The organism is Luteococcus japonicus (genome assembly GCF_003752415.1).
Classification (GTDB): domain Bacteria; phylum Actinomycetota; class Actinomycetes; order Propionibacteriales; family Propionibacteriaceae; genus Luteococcus; species Luteococcus japonicus.
The window spans coordinates 2,110,812-2,133,067 of sequence record NZ_RKHG01000001.1; the positions used below are offsets into that span (position 1 = coordinate 2,110,812).

At 66.8% G+C, this 22,256-nt stretch carries 28 protein-coding genes and 1 pseudogene; 15 read left to right on the plus strand and 14 right to left on the minus strand.

Annotated features, from left to right (window positions below; genetic code table 11):
* Positions 1-49 precede the first annotated feature (49 nt).
* From rpmH to EDD41_RS10120, 5 genes and pseudogenes are all read left to right on the plus strand, one after another.
* Positions 50-187, plus strand: coding sequence for a 50S ribosomal protein L34 (gene rpmH, locus EDD41_RS10100; protein ID WP_094764277.1), 138 nt, complete (start codon positions 50-52; stop codon positions 185-187).
* A gap of 9 nt (positions 188-196) precedes the next feature.
* The gene (rnpA, locus tag EDD41_RS10105) at positions 197-568 is read left to right on the plus strand and encodes a ribonuclease P protein component (RefSeq protein WP_094764278.1); all 372 of its coding nucleotides are present in this window, start codon (positions 197-199) and stop codon (positions 566-568) included.
* Between the two features lie 5 nt (positions 569-573).
* A pseudogene (yidD, locus tag EDD41_RS10110) lies at positions 574-795 on the plus strand (membrane protein insertion efficiency factor YidD); the annotation flags it as partial.
* 98 nt (positions 796-893) lie between these two features.
* On the plus strand, positions 894-2,000 hold the full coding sequence (yidC, locus tag EDD41_RS10115) for a membrane protein insertase YidC (protein ID WP_370596993.1): 1,107 nt from the start codon (positions 894-896) through the stop codon (positions 1,998-2,000).
* 64 nt (positions 2,001-2,064) lie between these two features.
* The gene (locus tag EDD41_RS10120; RefSeq protein WP_123575810.1) at positions 2,065-2,664 is read left to right on the plus strand and encodes a Jag family protein; all 600 of its coding nucleotides are present in this window, start codon (positions 2,065-2,067) and stop codon (positions 2,662-2,664) included.
* Positions 2,665-2,752: 88 nt separating this feature from the next.
* On the opposite strand, the gene EDD41_RS10125 is transcribed toward EDD41_RS10120, so the two are convergent.
* The gene (locus EDD41_RS10125; protein ID WP_123575811.1) at positions 2,753-3,004 is read right to left on the minus strand and encodes a hypothetical protein; all 252 of its coding nucleotides are present in this window, start codon (positions 3,002-3,004) and stop codon (positions 2,753-2,755) included.
* A gap of 505 nt (positions 3,005-3,509) precedes the next feature.
* A complete protein-coding gene (locus EDD41_RS10130) occupies positions 3,510-3,632 on the minus strand; it encodes a MerR family DNA-binding transcriptional regulator (RefSeq protein ID WP_123575812.1) in 123 nt (40 codons plus the stop codon).
* A gap of 702 nt (positions 3,633-4,334) precedes the next feature.
* Here EDD41_RS10130 and EDD41_RS16865 point away from each other — a divergent pair.
* From EDD41_RS16865 to EDD41_RS10155, 5 genes are all read left to right on the plus strand, one after another.
* Positions 4,335-4,475: a hypothetical protein gene (locus tag EDD41_RS16865; RefSeq protein ID WP_170165321.1), complete on the plus strand. Its 141-nt coding sequence runs from the start codon at positions 4,335-4,337 to the stop codon at positions 4,473-4,475.
* 1,166 nt (positions 4,476-5,641) lie between these two features.
* A complete protein-coding gene (locus tag EDD41_RS10140) occupies positions 5,642-5,845 on the plus strand; it encodes an antitoxin VbhA family protein (protein WP_123575813.1) in 204 nt (67 codons plus the stop codon).
* Between the two features lie 594 nt (positions 5,846-6,439).
* On the plus strand, positions 6,440-7,057 hold the full coding sequence (gene rsmG / locus EDD41_RS10145) for a 16S rRNA (guanine(527)-N(7))-methyltransferase RsmG (RefSeq protein WP_425454333.1): 618 nt from the start codon (positions 6,440-6,442) through the stop codon (positions 7,055-7,057).
* Between the two features lie 270 nt (positions 7,058-7,327).
* Positions 7,328-8,095 (plus strand): ParA family protein, encoded by a 768-nt coding sequence (locus tag EDD41_RS10150; RefSeq protein WP_245995750.1) that lies wholly within the window; start codon positions 7,328-7,330, stop codon positions 8,093-8,095.
* Positions 8,095-9,021 carry a ParB/RepB/Spo0J family partition protein gene (locus tag EDD41_RS10155; protein ID WP_123575816.1) on the plus strand — a complete coding sequence of 309 codons (927 nt, stop codon included), beginning with the start codon at positions 8,095-8,097 and terminating at the stop codon, positions 9,019-9,021. Before EDD41_RS10150 ends, EDD41_RS10155 begins: the two co-directional genes overlap by 1 nt.
* 75 nt (positions 9,022-9,096) lie before the next feature.
* Here the strand turns inward: EDD41_RS10155 and EDD41_RS10160 are convergent, their stop codons facing one another.
* Genes EDD41_RS10160 through EDD41_RS10175 form a run of 4 tightly spaced genes read right to left on the minus strand, consistent with a single transcriptional unit; the run spans position 9,097 to position 12,574 of the window.
* Positions 9,097-9,480 carry a DUF3817 domain-containing protein gene (locus EDD41_RS10160; protein WP_179110626.1) on the minus strand — a complete coding sequence of 128 codons (384 nt, stop codon included), beginning with the start codon at positions 9,478-9,480 and terminating at the stop codon, positions 9,097-9,099.
* A gap of 28 nt (positions 9,481-9,508) precedes the next feature.
* Positions 9,509-10,204 (minus strand): SURF1 family protein, encoded by a 696-nt coding sequence (locus EDD41_RS10165; RefSeq protein ID WP_123575817.1) that lies wholly within the window; start codon positions 10,202-10,204, stop codon positions 9,509-9,511.
* A gap of 8 nt (positions 10,205-10,212) precedes the next feature.
* A complete protein-coding gene (locus tag EDD41_RS10170; protein WP_094764288.1) occupies positions 10,213-11,220 on the minus strand; it encodes a D-alanine--D-alanine ligase family protein in 1,008 nt (335 codons plus the stop codon).
* Between the two features lie 43 nt (positions 11,221-11,263).
* Positions 11,264-12,574 (minus strand): aminotransferase-like domain-containing protein, encoded by a 1,311-nt coding sequence (locus tag EDD41_RS10175; protein ID WP_245995610.1) that lies wholly within the window; start codon positions 12,572-12,574, stop codon positions 11,264-11,266.
* A gap of 120 nt (positions 12,575-12,694) precedes the next feature.
* Between EDD41_RS10175 and EDD41_RS10180 the strand changes: the two genes are divergently transcribed.
* Positions 12,695-13,393 carry a hypothetical protein gene (locus tag EDD41_RS10180; protein ID WP_123575818.1) on the plus strand — a complete coding sequence of 233 codons (699 nt, stop codon included), beginning with the start codon at positions 12,695-12,697 and terminating at the stop codon, positions 13,391-13,393.
* Here the strand turns inward: EDD41_RS10180 and EDD41_RS17850 are convergent.
* From EDD41_RS17850 to arsD, 8 genes are all read right to left on the minus strand, one after another.
* Complete coding sequence (locus tag EDD41_RS17850; RefSeq protein WP_094764342.1) at positions 13,362-13,961, minus strand: LysM peptidoglycan-binding domain-containing protein; 600 nt, start codon at positions 13,959-13,961, stop codon at positions 13,362-13,364. The two genes, EDD41_RS10180 and EDD41_RS17850, sit on opposite strands and share 32 nt — an antisense overlap.
* 182 nt (positions 13,962-14,143) lie before the next feature.
* Positions 14,144-14,584 carry an OsmC family protein gene (locus tag EDD41_RS10190; protein WP_123575819.1) on the minus strand — a complete coding sequence of 147 codons (441 nt, stop codon included), beginning with the start codon at positions 14,582-14,584 and terminating at the stop codon, positions 14,144-14,146.
* A 1-nt stretch (position 14,585) separates the two neighbouring features.
* Complete coding sequence (locus tag EDD41_RS10195) at positions 14,586-15,212, minus strand: hypothetical protein (protein WP_123575820.1); 627 nt, start codon at positions 15,210-15,212, stop codon at positions 14,586-14,588.
* 61 nt (positions 15,213-15,273) lie between these two features.
* A complete protein-coding gene (gene trxA, locus EDD41_RS10200) occupies positions 15,274-15,597 on the minus strand; it encodes a thioredoxin (protein WP_123575821.1) in 324 nt (107 codons plus the stop codon).
* Positions 15,598-15,662: 65 nt separating this feature from the next.
* Entirely contained in the window at positions 15,663-16,703 is a 1,041-nt protein-coding gene (gene trxB / locus EDD41_RS10205) for a thioredoxin-disulfide reductase (RefSeq protein WP_094764293.1), read from the minus strand.
* Positions 16,704-16,878: 175 nt separating this feature from the next.
* Positions 16,879-17,145: a hypothetical protein gene (locus EDD41_RS10210; RefSeq protein WP_123575822.1), complete on the minus strand. Its 267-nt coding sequence runs from the start codon at positions 17,143-17,145 to the stop codon at positions 16,879-16,881.
* 150 nt (positions 17,146-17,295) lie between these two features.
* Complete coding sequence (gene arsA / locus EDD41_RS10215) at positions 17,296-19,095, minus strand: arsenical pump-driving ATPase (RefSeq protein ID WP_094764343.1); 1,800 nt, start codon at positions 19,093-19,095, stop codon at positions 17,296-17,298.
* 11 nt (positions 19,096-19,106) lie between these two features.
* Complete coding sequence (arsD, locus tag EDD41_RS10220) at positions 19,107-19,502, minus strand: arsenite efflux transporter metallochaperone ArsD (RefSeq protein WP_123575823.1); 396 nt, start codon at positions 19,500-19,502, stop codon at positions 19,107-19,109.
* A gap of 117 nt (positions 19,503-19,619) precedes the next feature.
* Here arsD and EDD41_RS10225 point away from each other — a divergent pair, with 117 nt between their 5' ends.
* The 4 genes from EDD41_RS10225 (at position 19,620) to EDD41_RS10240 (ending at position 22,225) form a co-directional block, all read left to right on the plus strand.
* Positions 19,620-19,952 (plus strand): ArsR/SmtB family transcription factor, encoded by a 333-nt coding sequence (locus EDD41_RS10225; RefSeq protein ID WP_094764344.1) that lies wholly within the window; start codon positions 19,620-19,622, stop codon positions 19,950-19,952.
* Positions 19,949-20,359 carry an arsenate-mycothiol transferase ArsC gene (locus tag EDD41_RS10230; protein ID WP_123575824.1) on the plus strand — a complete coding sequence of 137 codons (411 nt, stop codon included), beginning with the start codon at positions 19,949-19,951 and terminating at the stop codon, positions 20,357-20,359. The genes EDD41_RS10225 and EDD41_RS10230 overlap by 4 nt, the downstream gene beginning before the upstream one ends.
* 80 nt (positions 20,360-20,439) lie before the next feature.
* A complete protein-coding gene (locus EDD41_RS10235) occupies positions 20,440-20,646 on the plus strand; it encodes a YgaP family membrane protein (protein ID WP_094764297.1) in 207 nt (68 codons plus the stop codon).
* Positions 20,647-20,770: 124 nt separating this feature from the next.
* The gene (locus tag EDD41_RS10240) at positions 20,771-22,225 is read left to right on the plus strand and encodes a diaminopimelate decarboxylase family protein (RefSeq protein WP_123575825.1); all 1,455 of its coding nucleotides are present in this window, start codon (positions 20,771-20,773) and stop codon (positions 22,223-22,225) included.
* The last annotated feature ends 31 nt before the right edge of the window (positions 22,226-22,256 follow it).

Genomic DNA, 22,256 nt, shown 5'->3' on the forward strand with positions numbered 1-22,256 from the left:
CGAACGTCGGTTCCGGGTTCCGCCATCGAAGACAAAGGGAGTAATCCCCGTGACCAAGCGTACTTTCCAGCCGAGCAACCGTCGCCGCAGCCGTACCCACGGCTTCCGTGCCCGCATGAGCACCCGCGCGGGTCGCGCCATCATGGCGGCGCGCCGCCGCAAGGGCCGCTCCGAGCTGTCTGCCTGACGAGTACGGGTGCTCCCCGCCCAGAACCGGATGCGACAGGCATCCGACTTCCGCGGATCCGTCCGCGGAGGGGTCAGGGCGGCGAGACCCACTCTGGTCGTGCACGCACGCAAGACCAACAGCCCCCCATCTCGGGTGGGCTTTGTTGTGTCCAAGGCCGTGGGCAACGCTGTCACCCGCAATCGGGTGAAGCGTCGCCTGCGGCATCTTGTGGTTCCCCTGTTTGCAGGCTCGCCAGACGTCCACGTCGTGGTCAGGGCCCTGCCGGCAGCGGCCACCTCACCGGAACGCCTGTCCGACGATCTTGCACAGGCGTGGGCCCAGTGCATGACCCGCCTGGGCCTGACCCGTATGGGTGCCGATCCGAAGGACCCCTCGTGAAGCACCTGCTGATCGCCTTCGTGAAGTTCTGGCGTGCCCTGGTCTCACCCCTGTACGGCGATGTCTGCAAGTACCACCCTTCCTGTTCGGCCTATGGCCTCCAGGCTTTGCGGACTCGCGGCGCCCTGATGGGCAGCCTGCTCGCCGTCTGGCGCATCCTGCGCTGCAATCCCTGGTCGAAGGGTGGCTACGACCCGGTTCCCGGAAGTCCCGAGCACGATGCCTGGCTGGCCGAACAGGCCGCCGCCGGCTCGAGCGACTCCGCCTCCCTGCCGTCCGACGTCCAGCCGTCGGCTCTTTCCCACAACACCAGAGGTGAAATCTGATGGCTCCACTTGAAACGGTGCTGCTGTTCTTCGGTCTGAAGGACGCCTTCATGGGCTTCGGCAGCGCGATCATGCAGCCGATCTACTGGGCCGTCTCCGGCCTGATCGTCCTTGCGCACAAGCTGTGGGCGCCCGTCTTCGGTGCCAACTCGGGTCTGACCTGGGTGCTCAGCATCGTCAGCCTCGTGATCGTGATCCGTACCCTGCTGATCCCGATCTTCGTGAAGCAGATCAACTCCGCGCGCGACATGCAGCTGATCCAGCCCAAGGTGAAGGCGCTGCAGGAGAAGTACGGCAATGACCGCGAACGACTGGGCCAGGAGACCATGAAGCTCTACCGCGAGGAGGGCGTCAACCCCGCCGCCTCGTGCCTGCCGGTCCTGCTGCAGATGCCGATCTTCCTGGCGCTCTTCCGCGTGCTGGAGGGTGCCGCCCGCAACCCGATCGTGCCGCGGGGCACCTTCTTCAAGAACAACCCGGAGCTGGTGCAGTCCCTGCACGATGCCACCTTCCTCGGTGCAGGCCTGGCCAAGCGCTTCCTTCCCGCGTCACCCTTCGGCGCCAACCAGATCATGGCGCTGGTCCTGATCGTGCTGATGACGGGCATCCTGTTCATCCAGCAGAAGGAGCTGATGGTCCGCAACATGCCGCCGGAGGCCCTGACGGGCCCGATGGCACAGCAGCAGAAGATGATGCTGTACATGTTCCCGGTGATCTACGCCGTCTCCGGTGTCTCGATCCCGATTGGCGTGCTGATCTACTGGCTGACCACCAACATCTGGACCTTGGTGCAGCAGTACATCCTGATCCACAACAACCCGACTCCCAACACCCCTGCCTATGTGGACTGGGAGGAGCGGATGCGCGCCAAGGGACTGGACCCGGACAAGATCCAGGCCGATCGTCGGGCCAAGCGTCGTCGCACGAAGGGCATGCCGGTGACTGCGCCGGCCGTCGTCGACGAGGAGGCCGGCGAGCGTCCCACCGTCGCACGTCAGGGGGTCACCCGTCAGACCGTGCGCAAGACTGCCGACGGCACCGCGCAGCAGGTGGTCCGCCGCCAGCAGCCGGCCCGTCAGCCGCGTGAGAAGCGCAAGAAGAAGTGACGCGCCCCTCCCCTGTTTTTTCGGGTGGCCTGCGCGCCACCACCCCCTTGAGCTAGGAGAAATCATGAGCGAAGAGCTCGCCACCGACCAGGTGGAGACCGAGACCGTCGACGCCGTCGTCGAGGAGCCCGTCAAGGACGAGGAGCTTCCCGAGCAGGAGGAGTCGAAGGCCAGCGAGCAGGATTCCGAGGACGACGAGGAGGACTCGGAGGATCCTTTGGACGCAGAGGGTGACATTGCGGCCGACTACCTGGAGGAGCTGCTGGACATCGCAGACCTCGACGGCGACATTGACACCTACACCGAGGGCGGACGGGCCCACGTGTCCATCGTCACCGACACGGAGACCCTGGTGGGCAAGGACGGGGAGGTGCTGGACGCCCTGCAGGAGCTGGCTCGCCTGGCCGTGATGACCGAGACCGGCCACCGCAGCCGTCTGATGCTGGACATCGCCGGTCACCGGGACCGTCGTCGCAAGGAGCTGCAGGTGCTGGCCCACGACGCCATCGCCGAGGTGAAGACCTCCGGTGAGGCGCAGCGCCTGGCCCCGATGAACCCCTTCGAGCGCAAGATCGTGCACGACGCGGTGGCAGAGGCCGGCCTGGTCAGCGAGTCCGAGGGCGTCGAGCCCAAACGTCGCGTGGTGGTGCTGCCCGCCGAGTGATGAACCGCTGACGGGTCGCGCAAGGCGATCCCCGGACTTGTCGAGGGGCCGGTGCACTGCACCGGCCCCTCTGTCATGCCCACGTGGCTCAGTGTGTGGCCAGGGTCAGGCTGTGCTCGATGACCTGACCCTCTGTCAGGGTGATGGCGCGCTGGCGTAGCGGGGCGGAATCGACGCCCGCCTGCTCGGCGACGCGGCACAGGGCGAGTGCAGTCGGGTGGGGCAGCGGGCCACCGGGCAGCCGGGCGGCGGCGAGTTCCTCGGCCGGGGGCTCCTCGCTGGTCGGGATCGGGGTCGTGACGAAGGCTTCGGTGCGCCGCGGAAGCTCGCCCTTGACCACGTCGACCCCGTCGATCGCGATGTCCTGGGTGGAGGGGTTCTCGGGTCTCGACGCAGTACGAGGCGCGCAGCACGCTGGGCTGACGGGGGTCGCTGGTGAAGCTCATCCAGAAGCTGTCCGGGATGACGGCGCAGCCGAGCTCCGAGAGCTGGGCCATCCAGTGCTCGAAGCCGGTCTGGAGGCCCTCGAAACGTGCCTCGACCTCGGACTCCTGCGGGTCCTCCCCCAGTTCCTTGAGGCCGATCCGTGCCTCTACCCCGGCCCAGTGCACGGGTTCACACTCGCGGGTCCGTACAGCCTCGATGCTCACGCACTCCTGCCAGCGAGGTGCATGGGTCAGTGCCCAGTCCTCGAGCTCGCGCTGGGCATCGAGTTCGCGACGACGTGCCTGCAGCAGTTCGGTGAGCTCGTGCGGGTGGGTGAGTGCCTGCTTCATCTGGGGGATGCCCATGCCCGTCGCTCGCAGGACCCGCAGCAGGGCCGCGTCCTGGAGTTGGCTGGCGCTCTAGGAGCGATAGCCATTGGAATCGTCGACGTGGGCCGCGGGCAAGAGGCCGATGTCGTGGTAGTAGCGCAGCGTCTTGATGTTCAGGCCTGTCCCGTGGGAGAACTCTCCGATGCCGATCATGCCCGTCCTCTCGTGTGCTGTGTGGTTCTGGTTGATGTCTCCACGGTGGCGTCTCCGGTGGCTGGAGCGTCAAGTGGATCCTGCCCGACGCTGGGGCCAGAGAGGGCGCCAGGCACCAATTCCAAGATCAAGAAAGTGTTGATCTTGGTCTGGTGGGACGATGGGAGCATGGAGTTCAGGCCGGCGTGTGCTGGGGGATCCCGCAGATTCGCACGGTGCTGGCCACAGCGCTGGCCAATGATCCCCTGGTTCGGTGGGACTTCCCGCCCACGGGTCCAGTTGTGGCGGCTGAGCCCCATAGTTCGATGGCTGGTCCCCAGCAGGCGACGGCCGAGCTCGTCGAGTCTGATCAGCAACGGCTCGGCAGGGTGGCCAGCTACTTCATGTTGGCCGTCGAACGACTTGTGCTGCAGGGGCGTTCCTTCACGGTCGTCGACGAGGGAAGGATCCTGGGGGCTGCCCTGTGGATGCCTTCGGGGATGGAGCGGGAACCGTCGCTGCCTCGTCCCCGCGACTTCATGGGGCAGCTCTTGGGGGACGAGGTTCTACTGGAGAGTGCGGAGCGCTTCCAGCAGGCATTGGAAGGGGCGCCCGAGTGTGGCGGCTTCTACTTGGCTGATCTGGGCTTGCTTCCAGGCTTCCAGGCTTCCAGGCTTCCAGGCTTCCAGGTCCGGGCTGGCATCGAGGTTGATGCGGCACTGCATGGCCGAACTCGATGGGCCGATGTGGGCGGAGTCCGCGAACCCCCGCGACTTGGACTTCTACCGTCGGCTTGGCTTCGTCGCGGTGCACCAGGCGTCCCTGTTCGACACGACGCTCAGTAGGCTGTGGCTTGAGCGGTGAAGCTATAAAGACATATGTCGATAAAGAGTCAATAGGGCTCACGAAATGACTGGCCACACCGAACCTCTCCGTGGCCAGCCGGGATTCAGGAGTGGCCCAGCGCCCAGCAGGTACGTGGACCCCAACTCCCGTGACCAGGCGAAGGGAAGCAGATTCTCGGGCCTTCTTCTTGTCGTGATGTGTGCTACCCACTGCGTAGCCGGGCTGGGGCTGGCAGCGCAGTAGAGGCACCCATGACGGGAGACAGTGACTTCAAGAAGCGTGTGCGTACCCGCATGCTGCAGACCGGACAGAACTACACTGCGGCCAGGGCAGACATCATTGGCACTCCACAGCGCACCCATCCACAGGGCACCCATCCCCCAGAGGAGAGTGTGCCGCCGGGATGGGAGGCGGCTCATGCCGAGCAGGACAGGTGGTCGCCTGCTTCATCATGGGCGGGGTGATGGTCAGCGCTCCATAGAAGCGCAGGCCGCGTGCGTCCGTGCTGCTCCACCTGGTATCGCTCTTCACGGTGGGCGGTTGTACTCGGAGCGAGACGTGAATGACGTGCTCGTTTCGGTGCATGAGGTCGTCGCCTTTTGGCGTCGAGAACTCGTCGCACCACGGATACCTGACGCGGGAGCGGGGAATCCATCGGTTGGCGGAGATGGCGCTGAAGCGTCCTTCCTGGATGGCGCAGGAGATCCCGGCCTGGGAGTCGCTCTGGCTCCCGAGGTACTTGAGAGGCGAGATCACCGAATGAGCAGCCCGGGTTGGTTTCACGTGGAACGTCAGAGGAAGACGGGTGGCATCCGACGCCCAGGGTCGTGCGCGGGAGGCAGGGGTGATCGGTGCGAGCATGTGCCCGAGCCATGTGCCCATGCGCGTTCCGCTCGCTGGGGTGCATCGCGGGAGACGTCACCTCCACCTCGAAGTCACGGCCGCACCGAAGGACGTCTGTTTCCGGGCTGCCGCCCGGCAGTCCGGCGAGAGTGATCAAGAGCAGTTCGGTGTGGTGCATCGGATGACGAAAGCTGGCGCGAGCCAGTCTGTGATTGGGGCGACGAAGGTCCTGGCCGCCCGTGGTGGCGCTGCGGGGTGCCGGGCGAGATTGCAAGCCACGCGAAGTTCGAGGGAGCTGCACAAGAGGGCCAATCGCCGTTGTATGGGAGTGAGGATTGAGAATGAGTGATACTCAGGGCATCGACGCCCAGGAGCGTGTCGCGCGATTGGCTGATCTTGAAGCCGCGAAGCAGAGTGCCGAGATGGAGGGCAGCCACGTCCCGGCCGAGGCCGAGGCCGTCTTGCGCGATTACGCAGAGGGGCGGATCAGCGAAGACGAGATGGATCGGCAGTTGCGCTCCACGTCCGACATTCCCGCTCGCTGATGTCCGCACCCTGGGGGGTTGGCGACTACAACCAGAAGTGGGCTGGGTACTTGGACCCGGCTGTACACAGGGCCCCGGGTTTCGCAGACCACCGGTGAGGAAGAGTGACCTCTTGGAGCACTCTGGCGCCAAGAAGATATGTCGATATCTTGACCGAAGAGCGTCGTGTGGAATCTGTGAGCGCACACGTCGTCGTGGACTCGGGGACTCGGCGTGGGCTGAGGACCGAGCCCGCGAATCTCATGGCCGCCCACGTCTGTCACGTCCGAGCAGCACCTTCCCGGGACATCGCTGATTGGCGCGGCGTCGGTCGAGTTCGTTCCAACGTTCCACCCCGCCGAGCCGGGCCTCGCGATCTCTCCGGCTTGGGAAGGAGTGCCCGTCAGGGAGCGGAATCGCGCCTGTCATTCCGTGGGCGGCAGACGCCATGGGCGGCGGATGGGTCGACCTGGCGCGGGGACCTCATCGCTCGGTCTGGTTCGAGGTACGGCTTGGGGGGCGGTGGGGCACAAAACAATTGAGCGCGTCGAGTTTCACGTGGAACCTGGGCGGCGTCTTGCCGTTAGGCTTGTGCCCTCTACATTCAAGGAGTCATTGGTGCAGCCCAGCGAGCAGGCCGAGGCGGTCTATGGAGACGCCTATCAAACCATTAATCGTTATGTCGATATTTTGGGGACGAAGGGCATCGAATGGGGACTGATGGGGCCCCGCGAGAAGGACCGGTTGTGGGATCGACACATCCTGAACAGCGCTGCCCTGGCGGACCTGATCCCCGTGGGAAGCACCGTGGTAGACGTCGGGTCGGGGTCGGGGCTGCCGGGAATCCCATTGGCGATTCTGAGGCCTGACCTTGAGATCACCCTATTGGAGCCACTCCTGCGCCGGTTCACGTTCCTGGGCGAAACCGTGGATGATCTTGGTCTCGCCAAGCGCGTCACCGTGCAGAGAGGTCGAGCCGAGGACTGTGACCAGGTCTTTGACGTCGTCACCTGCCGAGCCGTGGCGAATGTGAGCAAACTACTGGGGTGGTGCACCCCCCTCTTCTACCCGAATGGCAAGCTGGTCGCCCTCAAGGGCGAGTCTGTCGATCAAGAGATCATCGACGCATCCCGCCGTCTGGAGAAGAGTCGCATGGAGGCCGCCGTGCTCACTGTTCGCGCTCACCCGGAGGCGGAGGTCACCAAGGCGTTGGTCATCACGCCGGTGCGTTGACGTTTCACGTGAAACGGCCAACTGTGACTCGAACTGGAGCGCTGGAACGCCTTTCCTCGCGGTCTAGTAGACTTCGACAGGTAATGACGACGGGGAATGGCGTCGGGCTTTCGCGGGATGTTTCACGTGGAACGTCACGAGGTCACTCCCCCCTCTCGAAGGGTGATGCGAACGTTGAGTACCTCCCCCACGCAGCGCATCGCAGGTACACCGCGCATCATCCCGCGCGACGTCAAGCGTGACTTTCCCAAGCCAGCCTCGACGCGCGTCATGGTGGTCGTCAACCAGAAGGGCGGCGTGGGCAAGACCACGACAACTGTGAATCTTGCCGCATCATTGGCCAATGGCGGCCTCAAGGTGCTCGTCCTCGATCTGGATCCGCAGGGGAATGCCTCAACGGCCCTTGGGATTGATCATGGCCCCGGCACTCCGGGTACTTATGAGGTTCTCCTGGATGGGGTGCCCCTCGTGGATGTAGTCGTCGACTCCCCTGAGGCTCCTGGACTGCAAGCAGTGCCCGCCACGGTTGATCTTGCTGGTGCCGAGCTTCAGCTGGTGCAGATGGTGGGGCGTGAGCAGCGGCTTGCCCGCGCCATTCGCGCCTACCTCAAGGATCACGACGTTGACTACATCCTCTTTGACTGCCCCCCGTCGCTGGGGCTCCTGACGCTGAACGCCCTGGTGGCTGCCAGTGAGATCATCATTCCGATCCAGTGTGAGTACTACGCACTGGAAGGCGTCTCTCAGCTGATGAACACCATCCAGGTGGTCCAGCGAGAGCTGAATCCAGAACTTGATCTCTCCACGGTGCTGCTGACGATGTTCGATGCGCGCACCAAGCTGTCGGCCCAAGTGGCTCGTGAGGTGCGCCGACACTTTGCCGATCAGACCCTCGGCTCCCAGATCCCCCGCAGTGTCCGTATCGCCGAGGCTCCCAGCTACGGTCAGACCCTGCTCCAGTTCGATCCGAGCTCCGCCGGCGCCAAGGCCTATTGGCGCGCTGCGCAGGAGATCGCCAACCGTGGAAAGGCGCGCTGATGCCCGCGAAACACCAGTCCGGACTCGGCCGAGGCCTCGGAGAACTCTTCCAACGCACGGACGTCGACGAGAACCGTCCGGTCCCCGCCCTGGAAGTTGATCATGACAACGATCCCTCGGCTCCCCTCGAGGATGGCTCCTACTTCCAGCTGATCCCGGTCAGTGAGATTAGACCCAATCCGAAGCAGCCCCGCACCGTCTTCGACGAGGATGCGCTCAACGAGCTCGTCGAGTCGATCAAGGAAGTGGGCGTCCTCCAGCCCATTGTGGTGCGCAAGGTCGACCAAGATCAGTACGAGTTGATCATGGGTGAGCGTCGGTGGCGAGCCACGACCGCCGCGGGCCTGGAACGGGTCCCAGCCATCGTGCGTGGCACGGACGATGGCGACCTTCTGCGAGATGCCCTCCTGGAGAACTTGCACCGCGCCCAGCTGAACCCGTTGGAAGAGGCTGCCGCCTACCAGCAGATGCTCAGTGACTTCGGGTGTACCCAGGAGGAGCTGGCGACCAAGATCAAGAGATCCCGTCCTCAGATCTCCAACACGATCCGGCTGCTCAGGCTGCCGGCGCCGGTGCAGCGTCGCGTTGCGGCTGGCGTCCTGTCGGCTGGTCATGCCCGGGCACTGCTGATGGTTGAGGATCCTGTCGCCCAGGAGAAGCTCGCCCAGCGCATCGTCGCCGAGGGACTGTCCGTACGGGCGGTGGAGGAGATCGTGGCGATGGGCGACGAGAGTACCACGCCGAGCCGCCGCACGCGGGCCCCCAAGCAACCCTCCCCCCGTGCCGTTGAGCTGTCGAACTCCTTGTCAGACCACTTTGACACCCGGGTGAAGGTGGACATCGGCCGCAAGCACGGCAAGATCACCATCGAGTTCGCGAGCGAGGATGACCTGGACCGGATCCTCAACATCGTCAACGGTCAGTGATGGGCCAGCGAGTAGCGAATAAATAGTTTTGGGACTTTGTCGATAATTCGACAAAGCCCCAAATTGTTGTGTCAGTCAGTGCATCAGGTAGCGTTCCCATGCGGCAGCCTTGTCCAGCACGTCCTGGCGGGCCGAGTGCTCCGCGACGAATGAAAGGAAGGGCACGGTGCCGGCCAGGGCGATGAGCAGCAGCCGCTTCCAGGACCAGCGTGCCCGCCGCCCCAGGTCATAGGCGGTGATCAGCAGCCCCATGTACAGCCAGCCGTGCGGCACGCCCGTCCAGGTGACCACCGTGTCATTGTCACCCAGGTACTTCATGGGCATGCCGACACATACCAGCACCACCAGCAGTACACCGGTGGCATAGGCGAAGAAGCGGTAGCGCGTCAGGGCACCCCGAAGGCCGCGCAGGTCGTCCTCGGTCAGGTCTTCCAGGGAATCGTCGTAGATGTCGCTCACCCCGCCAGACTACCCAGCCGTCGGCAGACTACCCAGCGGTCGTGCTGCGGCCCACCGAACGAACGGCCACCGCCGTGGCCACGAAGCCGAAACCGGCGAAGGCCCACCACTGCAGGGCGTAGCCGCGGTTGCGGGTCTTGCCGCCCCCGATGTCCGGGATCTCTGGACTCGTCGCGCCCAGGCTCTGGGCCGCACTCGCCTCGGCCGACTGGGTGACGAATCCATCAATCATCGGGGCCGGCCAACTCTGGGCCAGCTGCTCCAGGCGGACCGAGCCGAGTGTGCCCTGCGGGGCGTCGGCGGGCAGCGGGACGGATTCCTTGGCCTGGGTGGGGAGGATGACTCCGGTGACGCTGGCCTTGCCCCGGGGGGGCTTCGGGATGGAGGCGCCCTTGGGGATGCTCCCCCGGACCACTGTCAGGGTTCGGCCCCCCTCCGTGCGCAGGGCACCGACCACCTGGAGGGGATATTCGGTGCCCACGAGGAACTGCGGCCCAGCCAACCAGGTGCCCTTGGCACTCACCTGACGGCCATAGAGGTCACCCACCTTGTCATTGACCAGATTCTCTTCAAGATCAACCGCGGGGCTGGACGCACGAGCGGCGGCACTGTTGTCCGCCTGGGACTGGAAGACCTCCATCTGCCACAACCCCAGGAAGAGCATGAAGAAGGACAAGGCGCAGCCCAGCAGGCCGATGACCAGCTGTTTCACTCGTGTGTTCATGTCCCGGGTCAGACCTTGGAGCGGGGGCCCTTGGCGGCGGCCTCCTGGACCAGCTTGCTGTAGAGCTGTCCAAGATCAAGATCTGCCGCCTGCATGGCCAGCGGTGCGAGTGAGGTCTCGGTCATGCCCGGAGCCACATTGGCCTCCAGGAACCAGGCCTTGCCCTCGTCGTCGATGATCATGTCCACGCGCAGCACTCCGTCGAGGTGCAGGGCCTGCACGACCCCGCGAGCAAGATCATCTGCATTGCGGGCAGCGGTCTCGTCGAGACCGGCGGGGACGATGAAGCGGGTGAAGCCGGCGGTGTAGCGGGCGGAGTAGTCGTAGATTCCGGACTCCGGGCGGATCTCGACGGCGGGGAGCACCTGGGTGCGCTCGTCGCCCACCAGGATCGTGACGGCCACCTCGGTGCCGGAGATGAACTCCTCGACGATCGCGACCGGGCCATAGGCATAGGCAGCCACCAGGGCCTGTCGCAGCTCGTCCATGGCATTCACCTTGGTGGTCCCCAGGGCGGAACCACTACGCGCGGGCTTCACGATCAGCGGGAAGCCAAGACGCTCCCCCAGCGCGTCCACCAGTGCCGCGGCACCCAACTCACGGAAGATGTCGTGCGGCAGGGCCACCTGGTCCGGGACATTCCAGCCCGAGCGAGAGACCACGGCACCGGCGACGGACTTGTCGAAGGTGGTGCGGCAGGCGGCACCACTGCAGCCCACGAAAGGGACGCCCAGGAGCTCCAGCACCTCGCGCACGGCTCCGTCCTCGCCGATCCCGCCGTGCAGCTGGGGCACGACCACGACGCCTTCGATGCCCTTGACCACGCCGACGAAGTCCGAGCTGATGTCGGACTCGGTGACCTTGTGGCCGGCGCGACGCAAGGCTTCGGCCACCCGTCGCCCCGAACGCAGCGAGACATCGCGCTCGTGGGACAGGCCACCGGCCAGGACCACGACGGGAGCCTTGGCGTCCTGGGTGGCCGGGGGCTGGCCGCCGGGATTCTCTGCGGTGCTCATGGTTGACCTTCCGTACTTGCTCGGGGGTGAATCTGGTGCTGTGTCAGTTGATCTCGGGGCCGGGGCCCGAGATGCGACGGTGGACGGGCGACTGGTCCAGACCGAAGGTCTGGTGCAGCTCGAACTCGCGGTTGACCACGTCGGCGAGGCGTCGCACGCCCTCCCGGATGCGGTCCGGCGGTGGGAAGCAGTAGCTCAGCCGCATGTTGCGGCTGCCCAGCCCGTCGGCGTAGAAGGCCGTACCCGGGGTGTAGGCGACGCGGGCCGTGACCGCGCGGGGAAGCATCGCCTGCGTGTCCAGGCCCTCCGGCAGGGTGACCCACACGAAGAAGCCACCCTTGGGCTCGGTCCAGGTTGTGCCCTCGGGCATGTACTCCGCAAGGGCCTCCATCATCGCGTCGCGACGGGCGCGGTACATGTCCTTGAAGGTGACGATCTGGGCCTTCCAGTCATGGTTGGCCAGGTACGAGCTGATGGCGTACTGGCTGAAGACCGGCGGGCACAGCGTGGCGGACTCCTGCGCCAGCACCAGCTTCTCGCGCACCGCATGGGGGGCCAGCACCCAACCGACCCGGAAGCCGGGGGCGAAGGTCTTGGAGAAGGAACCCAGGTAGATGACCTGCTCCTCGTCCAGGGAACGGATCGCGGGGATGGGCTCGGCGTCCAGGGTGAGCAGCCCGTACGGGTTGTCCTCGACGACGAGGATGTCCAGCTCCCGACACACCTCGACGATGGCCTTGCGGCGTTCCAGGCTCTGCGTGACGCCCGACGGGTTGTTGAAGTTGGGGATCGTGTACAGGAACTTGGCGCGCTTGCCGGCGGCGGCACAGGCCTGTGCCGCGGCACGCAGGGCCTCGGGCTGGAGCCCCTCGTCGTCCATGGCCACGTGCACGACCTCGCACTGGTAACTGCCGAAGGTGCCCAGGGCACCGACATAGCTGGGCGCCTCGGCCAGGACCACGTCGCCGGGATTGCAGAAGATGCGGGTAACCAGGTCGAGTCCCTGCTGGGAGCCGCAGGTGATGGTGATGTCGTCCGGGTGGGCCTCGATGCCCTCCAGGGCCATCACTTCGCAGATCTGCTCACGGATCATCGGCTCGCCCTGGCCCGAGCCGTACTGCATGGCCTGCTGGCCCTTGGTCTTCACCAGGTCCGAGAGGGTGTTGGCGACGACGTCCAGCGGAAGGTCAGCGATGTTGGGCATGCCACCCGCGAGCGAGACCACCTCCGGCCGGTTGGCCACGGCGAACAGTGCGCGCACGGCAGAGGCACGCATCCCGTGGGTTCGGTCCGAATAGCTGGAGTGGTAGCGGTCCAGCCGGGTGTCTTGGCGTTTGGGTTCTGGCAGGCTCACCCTCCCTACTCTGCCACGCCTGTGGCCTCGACGGTCCCAGTATCGCGGCCTGTCGGAGCCTCTTGACGGGCAAGTAGCATGGCGGTGGCCGCTGATTCGGGAGGCAACATGGGACGCGGAATGCGTGCACGCGTGGTGGTTCCGGCGGACCTGCGCGGCCTGGACCAACTGTCCGGCTGCGCCGGTTCCCAAGCCTGGATGACGGACCCACAGGCGGCATGGGCCCGCGCGGCGATGACTTCGTGGGGGCTGTGCGGCGTGGTGCTGGCGGCCGACGGGCAGGAGCCACAGGCCGTGGCTCTGGTCTGCCCCGGCCTCAACATCCCCTCCGGACATCCGCTGGAGCAGTGGTCCAAGCTGCCGGATGCCGCCTACCTGCTGGCCGTCGGCGTCGGCACCGACGCGACGCCCGGGGACGAGGCGGGCCGGCTGCGTCACCTGGTGCAGGGTCTGGCGCATCACCTGCAGGGTCAGGTGCAGACGCTCGAGGCAGTGGGGAGGACGGACCCGCAGCCATGCGCGCCCGGCCGGCAGGCCCTGGAGGCTGCCGGCTTCGTCCCGGTGCAGGAATTCCGCGTCGGGGAGTGTCAGCGGATGCGGCTGGACCTGAGCACCACGCTGCGCTGGCGCCGCCCGGAGCTCAACAGGGCCTGGGGTCTACTGGCCGGGCTGGTGCCACGGCCGGTCCCACCCGTCGAGCCGACAAGGGCGGGACTCATCGTCCCGGTGAACGGCAAAGCCCCCGGTCACGAGGACCGGGGGCTTCGACGCTGGGGTGTGCGCGAGATCAGGCCACGCGGATCTTCTGGCCGACCTTGATCATGTTCGGGTTCTTCACGGTGGACTTGTTGAGGGCCCAGACCGAGCGCCAGCCCTTGCCGCTGCGCTTGGCGATCTTGCCCAGGGTGTCGCCGCTCTTCACGGTGACGTACTTGGCACCCTTGACGGACTTCACCGGCGCGGCCTTGGTGGTGGCCGTCTTCTTGGTGGTGACCTTCACGGTCTTCACGCTGCTGGTGACACCGGTGGCCACGGCGAGGCCGTTGGCGTGGGTCAGGCCGGCGCGCTTGGAGCAGACGGGCCAGGCGCCGGGGCCCTGGGAGCGCAGGGTCTTCTTGGCGATCTCGATCTGCTGGGCCTTGGTGGCATTGTTGGCGGTCGAGGCGTGCTTGCCGCCGCCGTAGGCCAGCCAGGTGGAGCGGCTGAACTGCAGGCCGCCGTGGTAGCCGTTGCCGGTGTTGATGGACCAGTTGCCGCCAGACTCGCACTGGGCCACGCGGTCCCACACGGAGCCAGCGGCCTGCGCGGGAGCAGCGGCGCTGAGGCCGATGCCGGCGCTCATGGCGGTCGCGGCGACCAGGGAAACGATGGTGGAGGTCTTGTTCATGGGCTCCACGCTAAGCAATCCTGAGTAATTCTCAAAATCACTCTCAGCGAACGCGCCCCCTCCTGGCTTGTGGCCCGGCCGCCGGATGCGCTATTTGCTCTTGCCACACGGGATAATCTGGGCGGACGACCAGTTTTCTGTGAATTCCGGCACTCTCAGGAACAGGTGGAGAGCTGTACTTCTCAGGAGCCCGCGACGGTCCTGCCCGCCACATCCATCCGCACCCGGGTGGGCAGCTCGACGGTGCGCGAGACGGTGCAGTCCTTGTCATGGGAGAGCCGGACCAGTCGCTCGACGAGACCCGCTGCCTCCCCTGCCTTCTCGTCATCACCGAAGAGCGCCGTGAAGTCCACCACGATGTCCTGCATCCGGGCACCATCCGACTCGTCGGTGGTCTTGTCACCGCTCACCTCGACGCGGAAGTCCGTGGGCTCGGCACGGCGAGAGGTCACCACGTCCACGTCGATCGCGCTGCACGCCCCGATGGCCGCCAGCAGGAGCTCGACCGGTGAGAAGAGGTCCTCGGAGATGCCCACCTCCACGGTGACGCCGGCCTGGTTGCGCGCCTGGTAGTTCCCAGTGCTGGTGCGGGTCAGCTCGACCCGTCGACGATCCTCGGCCATCTCAGGCCGCCAGCGAGTCCGCGAACTTGTGGGCCAGCGTCATCAGGTCCGCACGGGACAGGCCCACCAGGTCCACCACCATGATCGCGGTGTTGTCCCGGATCAGCGCACACGAGTCACGATTGGTGTCCACGCTGGTGCCGCAGAACCCGTCCTCCGTCGCGATGACGGAGTTCATGCCCAGGTCCACCATGAACTTCTTGGCGTCCTTCTCCGGGCGGCTCATCAGCAGGACCACCGTGTTCTGCCCGCTGCGGGCATAGGTGGCGGCGATGGTCTGCTTCTTGGTGGTCGGGTTGGCCGAGGGGGTGTCCGCGGCGCTGGCGTCGCGCGAGTACTCGTCGACGCTCAACGGGGGAACCATCTCCCACGGGGTGCGGGGGCCGCTGGCGGTGATGACGACCTGGGGCTTCGAGGCATTGATCCGCCACGCGGCGATGCCTGCGCCGGCCACGGCGAGCACCAGGGCCAGGATGCCGGCGGTGAGCAAGAACCAACGGGGAAAGCGCTCGGCACGGATGACCGGGCCGGCATCCAACTCGTCGGGGCCGGTGCTGGCATCGGCGCCGAAGCGGGAATTGTCCTGCAGGGGTGAGGGCGGGGGATTGTCGCCTGGCGTACTGCTCATGGGGCCAACCTAGTGGAAATGAATGGGCGCGGGGTGCCAGACCCCGCGCCCATTCCGGCTGTCAGATGTACTCGTTCAGGGCCTTCAGCAGAGCACCCTTGGTCTTTGCGCCCTGGAAGGACTTCACGACGCGGCCGCCCTGCCAGACCTGCAGGGTCGGCAGGCTCAGGATGCCCTGCTCGGTGGGGATCTGGGTGTTGGTGTTGGTGTCCATCTTCACGAAGTCCACGCTGCCGCCCAGCTCCGTGGACAGCTCCTCGATGATCGGGCTGAGTTGCTTGCAGGGGCTGCACCAGTCCGCCCAGTAGTCCACCAGGACGGGCTTGGGGTTCATGACGACCTCGTCGACGAAGGTCTTGTCCGTGACGTCCTTGACGTTGCTCATGTGTCTCCTTGTTTCCCCTCGACAGGCTCGGGGATCGGGTTCGGTGGCTCGGGAGCCGGGGGGTGTCAGGCCTGGACGTTCTCGTCGGCCAGGTCCGCCAGGAAGCGCTCGGCGTCCAGGGCAGCCTTGCAGCCGGAGCCCGCGGCGGTGATGGCCTGACGGTAGGTGTGGTCCACCAGGTCACCGCAGGCGAAGACACCGGACAGGTTGGTCTTCGTGCCGTCGGGCTCGGTGAGCACATAGCCCGCGGCATCCAGCTCCACCTGGCCCTTGACCAGCTCGGAGCGGGGATCGTGGCCGATGGCGACGAACAGGCCGTTGACCGGCAGCTCCTTCTGCTCGCCGGTCTTGTTGTTCTCGATCGTGACGGTCTCCAGGGCGGGCTCCCCGGCCATCGAGACCACGTTCGAGTTCCACTCGATGGTGATCTTCGGGTCGTTCATCGCGCGGGCGGCCATGATCTTGCTGGCGCGCAGCTCGTCGCGACGCACCACCATGGTGACGGTGGAGCCGAAGCGGCTGAGGAAGGTGGCCTCCTCGACTGCGGAGTCCCCGCCGCCGACCACGACGATCGGCTTGTCCTTGAAGAAGAAGCCGTCGCAGGTGGCGCACCAGCTGACGCCGCGGCCGGAGTACTTGTCCTCGTCGGCCAGGCCCAGACGCTTGTATCCCGAGCCGGTGGCCAGGATGACCGACTTGGCTCGGTAGGTGTTGCCGGCCGAGTCCGTGACGGTCTTGATGGGTCCGGTGAGGTCCAGTTCCTCGGCGTCGTCGGTGATGAGCTCGGCTCCGAATCGCTCGGCCTGGCCGCGCATGTTCTTCATCAGGTCCGGGCCCATGATGCCGTCGGTGTAGCCGGGGTAGTTCTCCACCTCGGTGGTGTTCATCAGGGCACCGCCGGCGGAGAAGGCCCCCTCGATGACCAGTGGCTCGAGACCGGCGCGCGCGGTGTAGATGGCGGCGGTGTATCCGGCGGGGCCGGAGCCGACGATGATCACCTCGCGGACCGCGGAGTCCTCCTGCGTGGCAGGAGTTGCGGGCTGCTCGTCGGGGGTGATGTCGTCCAACGAGATCAGGCCGGTGACGTTCAGGGCGGGTGTGGTCATGATGTCCTCTCGCGCGGTCTCCCGCGGTGGCGTGCTGCGGGTAGCACTCTACCCAGTGCGCCCGGCGACGGATCGGTGGGCGCTCTGGCCACAACCCAGCTGGGCGGCCGGCTATTCCCGATGTCGATGCGCGCCGCCCCTCTCGGGACGACGCACAGAAGGGGTCAGCCAGCGGTCACTTGTCGCCGCAGCAGCAGCCGCCCTCCTTGGCCTTCGCCTCGGCCTCGGGGCGGGCCTCGTTGCAACCACACTCGCACTCCGAGCCGCAGGTGCACTTGCCGGTGGTGCAGTCGCAGCCGCAGGTGCAGGGCTCATTGCAGGTGCAGGGCTCATTGCCGGAACAACCGCAGTTGGGGCCGCAGGTGCACTCAGCGGCGGGCTTGCCGCAGCCGCAGGGGCAGAGACGGGCCTCGGTGGTCTCGGACGGGGTGGTCTCGCTCATGGCTTCCTCCTGAGAAGTGGCGTCGACGGGGGCCGACACCACTGACGATAGGCCCGCCCGGTCCGCTGGGGCGGTACGGGCACCGTCCTGCGGACCGCCGGTCCCACGCGGCCTCCGGACGCGACGGCACAACCGGAGGCCGTGGACGGTTCAGCGGGTCAGGCCCGCCAGCGCCTCGGGGCCCACCGGTTCCCGAGGCAGTGCCGGGACGACGGCATGCCGATCCGCCAACGTCGACACCGTCGCCAGCTGGTCACGCTCGCTGGCCGCGCGTCGGCCCAGAAGTGCCGAGTCCGGCCTCGCCGCCGCCAGCGAATTGTTCACCACCCAGGCCCACGGGTGGATCCCGGCGCGCTCCAGGTCATCGGCCAGGCCCTTGGCCTCCAACACGGGAGTCGTCTCTGCCAGGGTCACGATCACCACCGTGGTGTGACCGGGGTCCTGCAGCCGCATCAGCGGGGTGGTCATCCGTGCCGCCTGCCCCTCGTCGAGGTGGCGCGTGATGTCACGGTGGTAGGAGCCGGTGGCATCCATCAGGAGCAGCGTGTGCCCCGTCGGGGCTGTGTCCATCACCACGAAACGCTGCCGTGCCTCGTTCACGGCCCGGCTGAACTGCTGGAAGACCGCAATCTCCTCCGTGCACGGACTCATCAGGTCCTCCGCCAGCGCTGCGCGCCCGGCCTCGTCCAGGGAGGCACCCTTGGTGCGCATGACGTTCTCCCGGTAGGCATCGATCGCCTGCTGGGGGTCGATGGCGCTGACCCTGAGGTGCTCCACCTCGCCCGCCAACGTCGACGACAGGTGCGCCGCCGGATCCGTCGTCGTCAGGTGCACGTCATGGCCGCGGCGTGCCAGCTCCACGGCGATGGCCGCCGCAATCGTGGTCTTGCCGACTCCGCCCTTGCCCATCGTCATCACCAGGCCGTGGCCCCGGGGCTCCAGTTCATCCACCAGGCTTCGCAGACCCGGGTGGCTGGCCGTCTCGACGGGTTCGGTCGTCTGGCCCGTCGGCATCGTGGTCGGGGACTCGGCGGGGCCAGCCAGGAGTTGCTCGAGCGCGTCGAGACCCACCATGTTGACGGCCTTCAACTCCACCTGGTCCAGCACCAGCCGGTGCAGACCCTCGGGCATCGCGGCCAGGGCCTCCTGCTCGCGGCGCCGGATGGCCTCGTGCAGGACCTCGACAGGCTCGGCCGGCGGGGTCGGGGTGGCGGCTTCGGCCGGCGGGAGGACCCCGTTGACCACGAGGTGTGTGGCCCGGATGCCCAGCTCGCCAAGCTCGGCGCGGGTGCGCTCCACCTCTGCCAGCGACGAGCTCTGCGGGCGAGCCACCAGCACCAGCCGGGTGCGCTGCGCGTCGGTCAGTGCCTCCACCGCGGCACGGTAGGTCTCCCGGCTCTTGTCCAGACCGGACATCGGGCCCAGACAGGAGGTGTCGCCCTTGCCGTGGTCCAGGTATCCCGTCCAGTCACCCGGCAACTGCAAGAGCCGGATGGTGTGGCCGGTGGGGGCTGTGTCGAAGATGACATGGTCGTACGGGGCCGTCGCTGCCGGGTCCGCCAGCAACGACGTGAACTCGTTGAAGCTGGCCACCTCCGTGGTGCACGAGCCGGACAACTGCTCGGTGATCGCCTCGATCTCCTTCATCGGCAGGATGGCGCGCACCGGGTCCAGGATCTGGTGGCGATAGGCCTCCGCGGCCTGCTCGGGATCGATCTCGAGGGCATCCAATCCCGGTACCTCCTCGACGGCCGTCACCCGGTTGCCGATGGTGATGCCGAAGACCTGGCCCACATTGCTGGCCGGGTCCGTGCTCACCAGCAGGACCCGGCGGCCCTTTCGGGCCAGCTGGAGCGCCGTGGCGCAGGCGACGGAGGTCTTGCCCACGCCGCCCTTGCCGGTGAAGAAGAAGTGCCGGGGTGGATCGGCCAGGAAACGGGGCGTGGTCATCATCGCGCTCCTCAGCAACAGCCGTCGCCGGACGAGGCGCCGCCGCAGCAGCCCCCGGACATGGGCAGCTCGGTGCGGGCCCGGGCAGGTTCGGCCATCGAAGCCGGGGTCCCGGTATAACGCCGCAGTTCGTCGCGGCTGGGGTAGCGGCCGGTCAGCACCGTCACGCCGTCGACGAGGACCAGGGGCAGGCCCTCGGAGCCGGCGGCCTGCAGGAAGGCGACGACGGCGGGGTTGCCGGCGAAGACGCTCGGTTCGCTGGCCAGATTGGCCCGCTCGATGTCCACGCCGTCGGCCTTGAGGGCGTTGACGTCGGCGGTGAAGGTGACAAGCTGCTGGTCCAGCTCCGGGCCACAGACACCCGTGTTGCAGCACAGTGGGGGTTCGTAGATGCGGATGGCGGTCATGCTTCCTCCGAACGAGTTGGGAAGACCGATGTATTGACGATCTTCGATGGATCGAGCCTAGCGATCCATCGATGGATGTCAATGGAAATGCCGGCGTCGCGACGCTACGGTGAAGCCATGAACCTGCCCGTGGTCGAGGACGCCTGCTGCGCCCCCTCCACCTCCCTGCTCGAGGTGGAACACGCCGAGACCCTCGTAGTGACCATCAAGGCCCTGGCCGACCCGGTACGTCTGCGCGTCTTCCACCACATTGCCGCAAGCCCCACCAGCGTGTGTTTCTGCCACCTGCCCGACGTCTTCGGGGTCAGTCAACCGACCTTGTCCCACCACCTCAAGAAGCTCGTAGATGCCGGGCTCGTGCACCGCGAGATGCGCGGACGGTGGGCGCACTACACACCCCGGCCCGAAGGGCTTCATGCCCTGCGAGCGCTGCTGGGAGAACTGCCATGACCAAGCCCAGCGTGCTGTTCGTGTGCGTTAAGAATGGCGGCAAGAGCCAGATGGCGGCCGCGCTGATGCGGCTGCGGGCCGGGCACGCCGTCGAGGTGCACTCAGCCGGCACCCACCCCGGCAGCAAGCTCAACGAGGCCTCACGCGCCAGTGTCGCTGAACTCGGCGCCACCTTCGAGGGGGAGAGCCCCAAGCCAATCGAGCCCGAGCTGCTGCGCCGGGTGGACCGCATCGTCGTCATCGGCGAGGAAGCCGTGGTCGAACCCGTCGAGGGCATGCGTGGCAGCATCGAGACCTGGGTCACCGACGAACCGTCGCTGCGCGGCATCGAGGGCGACGAGCGGATGCGACAGGTCCGCGACGACATCGACACACGCGTGCGGGGACTGCTCGACCAACTGCTCTGAGTCCGCTGCCGGGCAGGGGGCCGACGGGTGGACAATGGCACCTGCGTGATCCCCCGCATGCCACCCAAGGAGTGCTTCCCATGACCACCAACATCGGCGCCACCGATCGCCTGATCCGCCTCTTCCTCGCCCTGGCCGCCGTGGTCATCGCATGGCTTGTCGGGACGGGAGGTGTGGCGGGCATCATCCTGCTGGTCGTCGCCGCCATCCTGGCGCTCACCGCGATCGTGCGCTTCTGCCCCATCTACCGCTCCCTGGGAGCCAGCACCGCCGGCGATCGCAGCTGACGCCTGCCTGAGGGCTTCGGGGCCCGCGCACGCTCGCACACGGCATGGGCCTACCGTCCGAGGTGCCGTTGACCCGAGGGATCGGGGAGCATGGGAGTCCACTGTCAGGAATTGGGGGATTCTCATGACGTCAGCGCTCCAGCGCGTCCGTTCGGCTGCCCGACCCGTCGCGGACAGGGTCAAGCCATTGGCCAAGAGTGCCATCGGTACCGCCGTGCGTTCACGCAGCACCGGCAACACGCTCACCCCCGAGGTCTGGGGCCTGGACCGCGATGAGGCCGGACGCCTGCGCGTCCAGGGCACGCCCGTCACCGAACTGGTCGAGCGCCACGGTGGACCGCTGCACATCGTCGACGGCTCCGCACTGCGCCGCAATGCCGCCCGCTTCCTGCAGGCAGGCCCGGACGGCAAGCCGCTGGTGGAGGCCTACTACTCCTACAAGTCCAACCCCGTGCCCGGCGTCCTGCAGCTGCTGGACCGCTGCGGCGTCGGCGCCGAGGTGACCAGCCACTACGAACTCTGGCTGGCGCTGCAGATCGGCGTCGCACCCGAGCACATCATCTTCAACGGCCCCGGCAAGAGTGACGAGGGCATCCGGCTGGCCGTCGAGCGCGGCATCCAGATCCTCAACATCAACCAGCTGGAGGAGGTCGAGCGGATCGCCGCCGCCTGCCGCGAGCTGGGCCGGCGTGCGCGGGTGGGCATCCGCGTGTCCACCAGCAGCACCTGGCAGGGGCAGTTCGCCACCCTCGCCGAGGATGCCCTGGAGGTCTTCCTTGCCGCCCGCGAGACCGGCGTGCTGGACGTCGTGGGCCTGCACCAGCACATCGGCGGGCACATCGGCAGCGTCGAGCGGCTCGTCAAGCCCGTCGACGAGGTGCTGGACTTCGTCGCGATGCTGGAGGACGAGCACGGCTTCGCCCTGGAGATCATCAACCTGGGTGGCGGCCTGGCGGTTCCGACGACCTACAACTTCACCGCCAAGGACCACAAGCACAATGTCCACTACGGCAAGGCGCTCCCGGTGCCCAGTGCGAGGTCGGGGCTGAGCATCGAGGACTTCGTCACCCTGACCCATGCCCACGTCGTCAAGCGCTATGAGGACCGCGGGCGTCCGATGCCGCGGATCATGCTGGAGCCCGGCCGCGGGATGACCGCCAACACCCAGATGCTGGCGACGAAGGTGCTCACCGAGCGCACGACGCCCGAGCGGGACTTCCTCTTCCTGGACGCCGGCATCAACGTGCTGCCCGGCTTCGTCAGCGAGTACCACCACATCTTCGTCGCCGACCGCGCTCCCGGCGCCGTCGACGACCACGCCTACCGGCTGGTGGGCCCCACCTGTGCGCCGTGGGACACCCTGCTGCACTGCTGGTACGGCCCCGAGCTGAACAAGGGCGACAGCCTGGTCGTGATGGACACCGGCGCCTATTTCGTCCCGATGGCCACGACCTTCAGCTTCGCCGAGCCCGGGATCCTGCTCGTCGACGAGGGCCGAGAGGTGATGCTGCGTCGCGGCGAGAGCTTCACCGACATCATCGCGCTGGACAAGGGAGCCGACGGCCAGGACCTTGCCTGAGGGGGCGGGGCCCAAAACTGAGAGCCGAATC

Coding starts and splice junctions, on each gene's coding strand:
- EDD41_RS10155 (WP_123575816.1), top strand. CDS start 8,095: ATGCCCGCGAAACACCAGTCCGGACTCGGCCGAGGCCTCGGAGAACTC.
- EDD41_RS10225 (WP_094764344.1), top strand. CDS start 19,620: ATGAACCTGCCCGTGGTCGAGGACGCCTGCTGCGCCCCCTCCACCTCC.
- arsA (WP_094764343.1), bottom strand. CDS start 19,095: ATGACCACGCCCCGTTTCCTGGCCGATCCACCCCGGCACTTCTTCTTC.
- EDD41_RS10140 (WP_123575813.1), top strand. CDS start 5,642: ATGAGTGATACTCAGGGCATCGACGCCCAGGAGCGTGTCGCGCGATTG.
- EDD41_RS10190 (WP_123575819.1), bottom strand. CDS start 14,584: ATGGCCGAGGATCGTCGACGGGTCGAGCTGACCCGCACCAGCACTGGG.
- EDD41_RS10235 (WP_094764297.1), top strand. CDS start 20,440: ATGACCACCAACATCGGCGCCACCGATCGCCTGATCCGCCTCTTCCTC.
- yidC (WP_370596993.1), top strand. CDS start 894: ATGGCTCCACTTGAAACGGTGCTGCTGTTCTTCGGTCTGAAGGACGCC.
- EDD41_RS10130 (WP_123575812.1), bottom strand. CDS start 3,632: ATGATCGGCATCGGAGAGTTCTCCCACGGGACAGGCCTGAACATCAAG.
- EDD41_RS16865 (WP_170165321.1), top strand. CDS start 4,335: ATGGCCGAACTCGATGGGCCGATGTGGGCGGAGTCCGCGAACCCCCGC.
- EDD41_RS17850 (WP_094764342.1), bottom strand. CDS start 13,961: ATGAACAAGACCTCCACCATCGTTTCCCTGGTCGCCGCGACCGCCATG.
- arsD (WP_123575823.1), bottom strand. CDS start 19,502: ATGACCGCCATCCGCATCTACGAACCCCCACTGTGCTGCAACACGGGT.
- trxA (WP_123575821.1), bottom strand. CDS start 15,597: ATGAGCAACGTCAAGGACGTCACGGACAAGACCTTCGTCGACGAGGTC.
- EDD41_RS10240 (WP_123575825.1), top strand. CDS start 20,771: ATGACGTCAGCGCTCCAGCGCGTCCGTTCGGCTGCCCGACCCGTCGCG.
- EDD41_RS10180 (WP_123575818.1), top strand. CDS start 12,695: ATGCGTGCACGCGTGGTGGTTCCGGCGGACCTGCGCGGCCTGGACCAA.
- EDD41_RS10120 (WP_123575810.1), top strand. CDS start 2,065: ATGAGCGAAGAGCTCGCCACCGACCAGGTGGAGACCGAGACCGTCGAC.
- trxB (WP_094764293.1), bottom strand. CDS start 16,703: ATGACCACACCCGCCCTGAACGTCACCGGCCTGATCTCGTTGGACGAC.
- EDD41_RS10195 (WP_123575820.1), bottom strand. CDS start 15,212: ATGAGCAGTACGCCAGGCGACAATCCCCCGCCCTCACCCCTGCAGGAC.
- EDD41_RS10230 (WP_123575824.1), top strand. CDS start 19,949: ATGACCAAGCCCAGCGTGCTGTTCGTGTGCGTTAAGAATGGCGGCAAG.
- EDD41_RS10150 (WP_245995750.1), top strand. CDS start 7,328: ATGGTGGTCGTCAACCAGAAGGGCGGCGTGGGCAAGACCACGACAACT.
- EDD41_RS10210 (WP_123575822.1), bottom strand. CDS start 17,145: ATGAGCGAGACCACCCCGTCCGAGACCACCGAGGCCCGTCTCTGCCCC.
- EDD41_RS10170 (WP_094764288.1), bottom strand. CDS start 11,220: ATGAGCACCGCAGAGAATCCCGGCGGCCAGCCCCCGGCCACCCAGGAC.
- EDD41_RS10165 (WP_123575817.1), bottom strand. CDS start 10,204: ATGAACACACGAGTGAAACAGCTGGTCATCGGCCTGCTGGGCTGCGCC.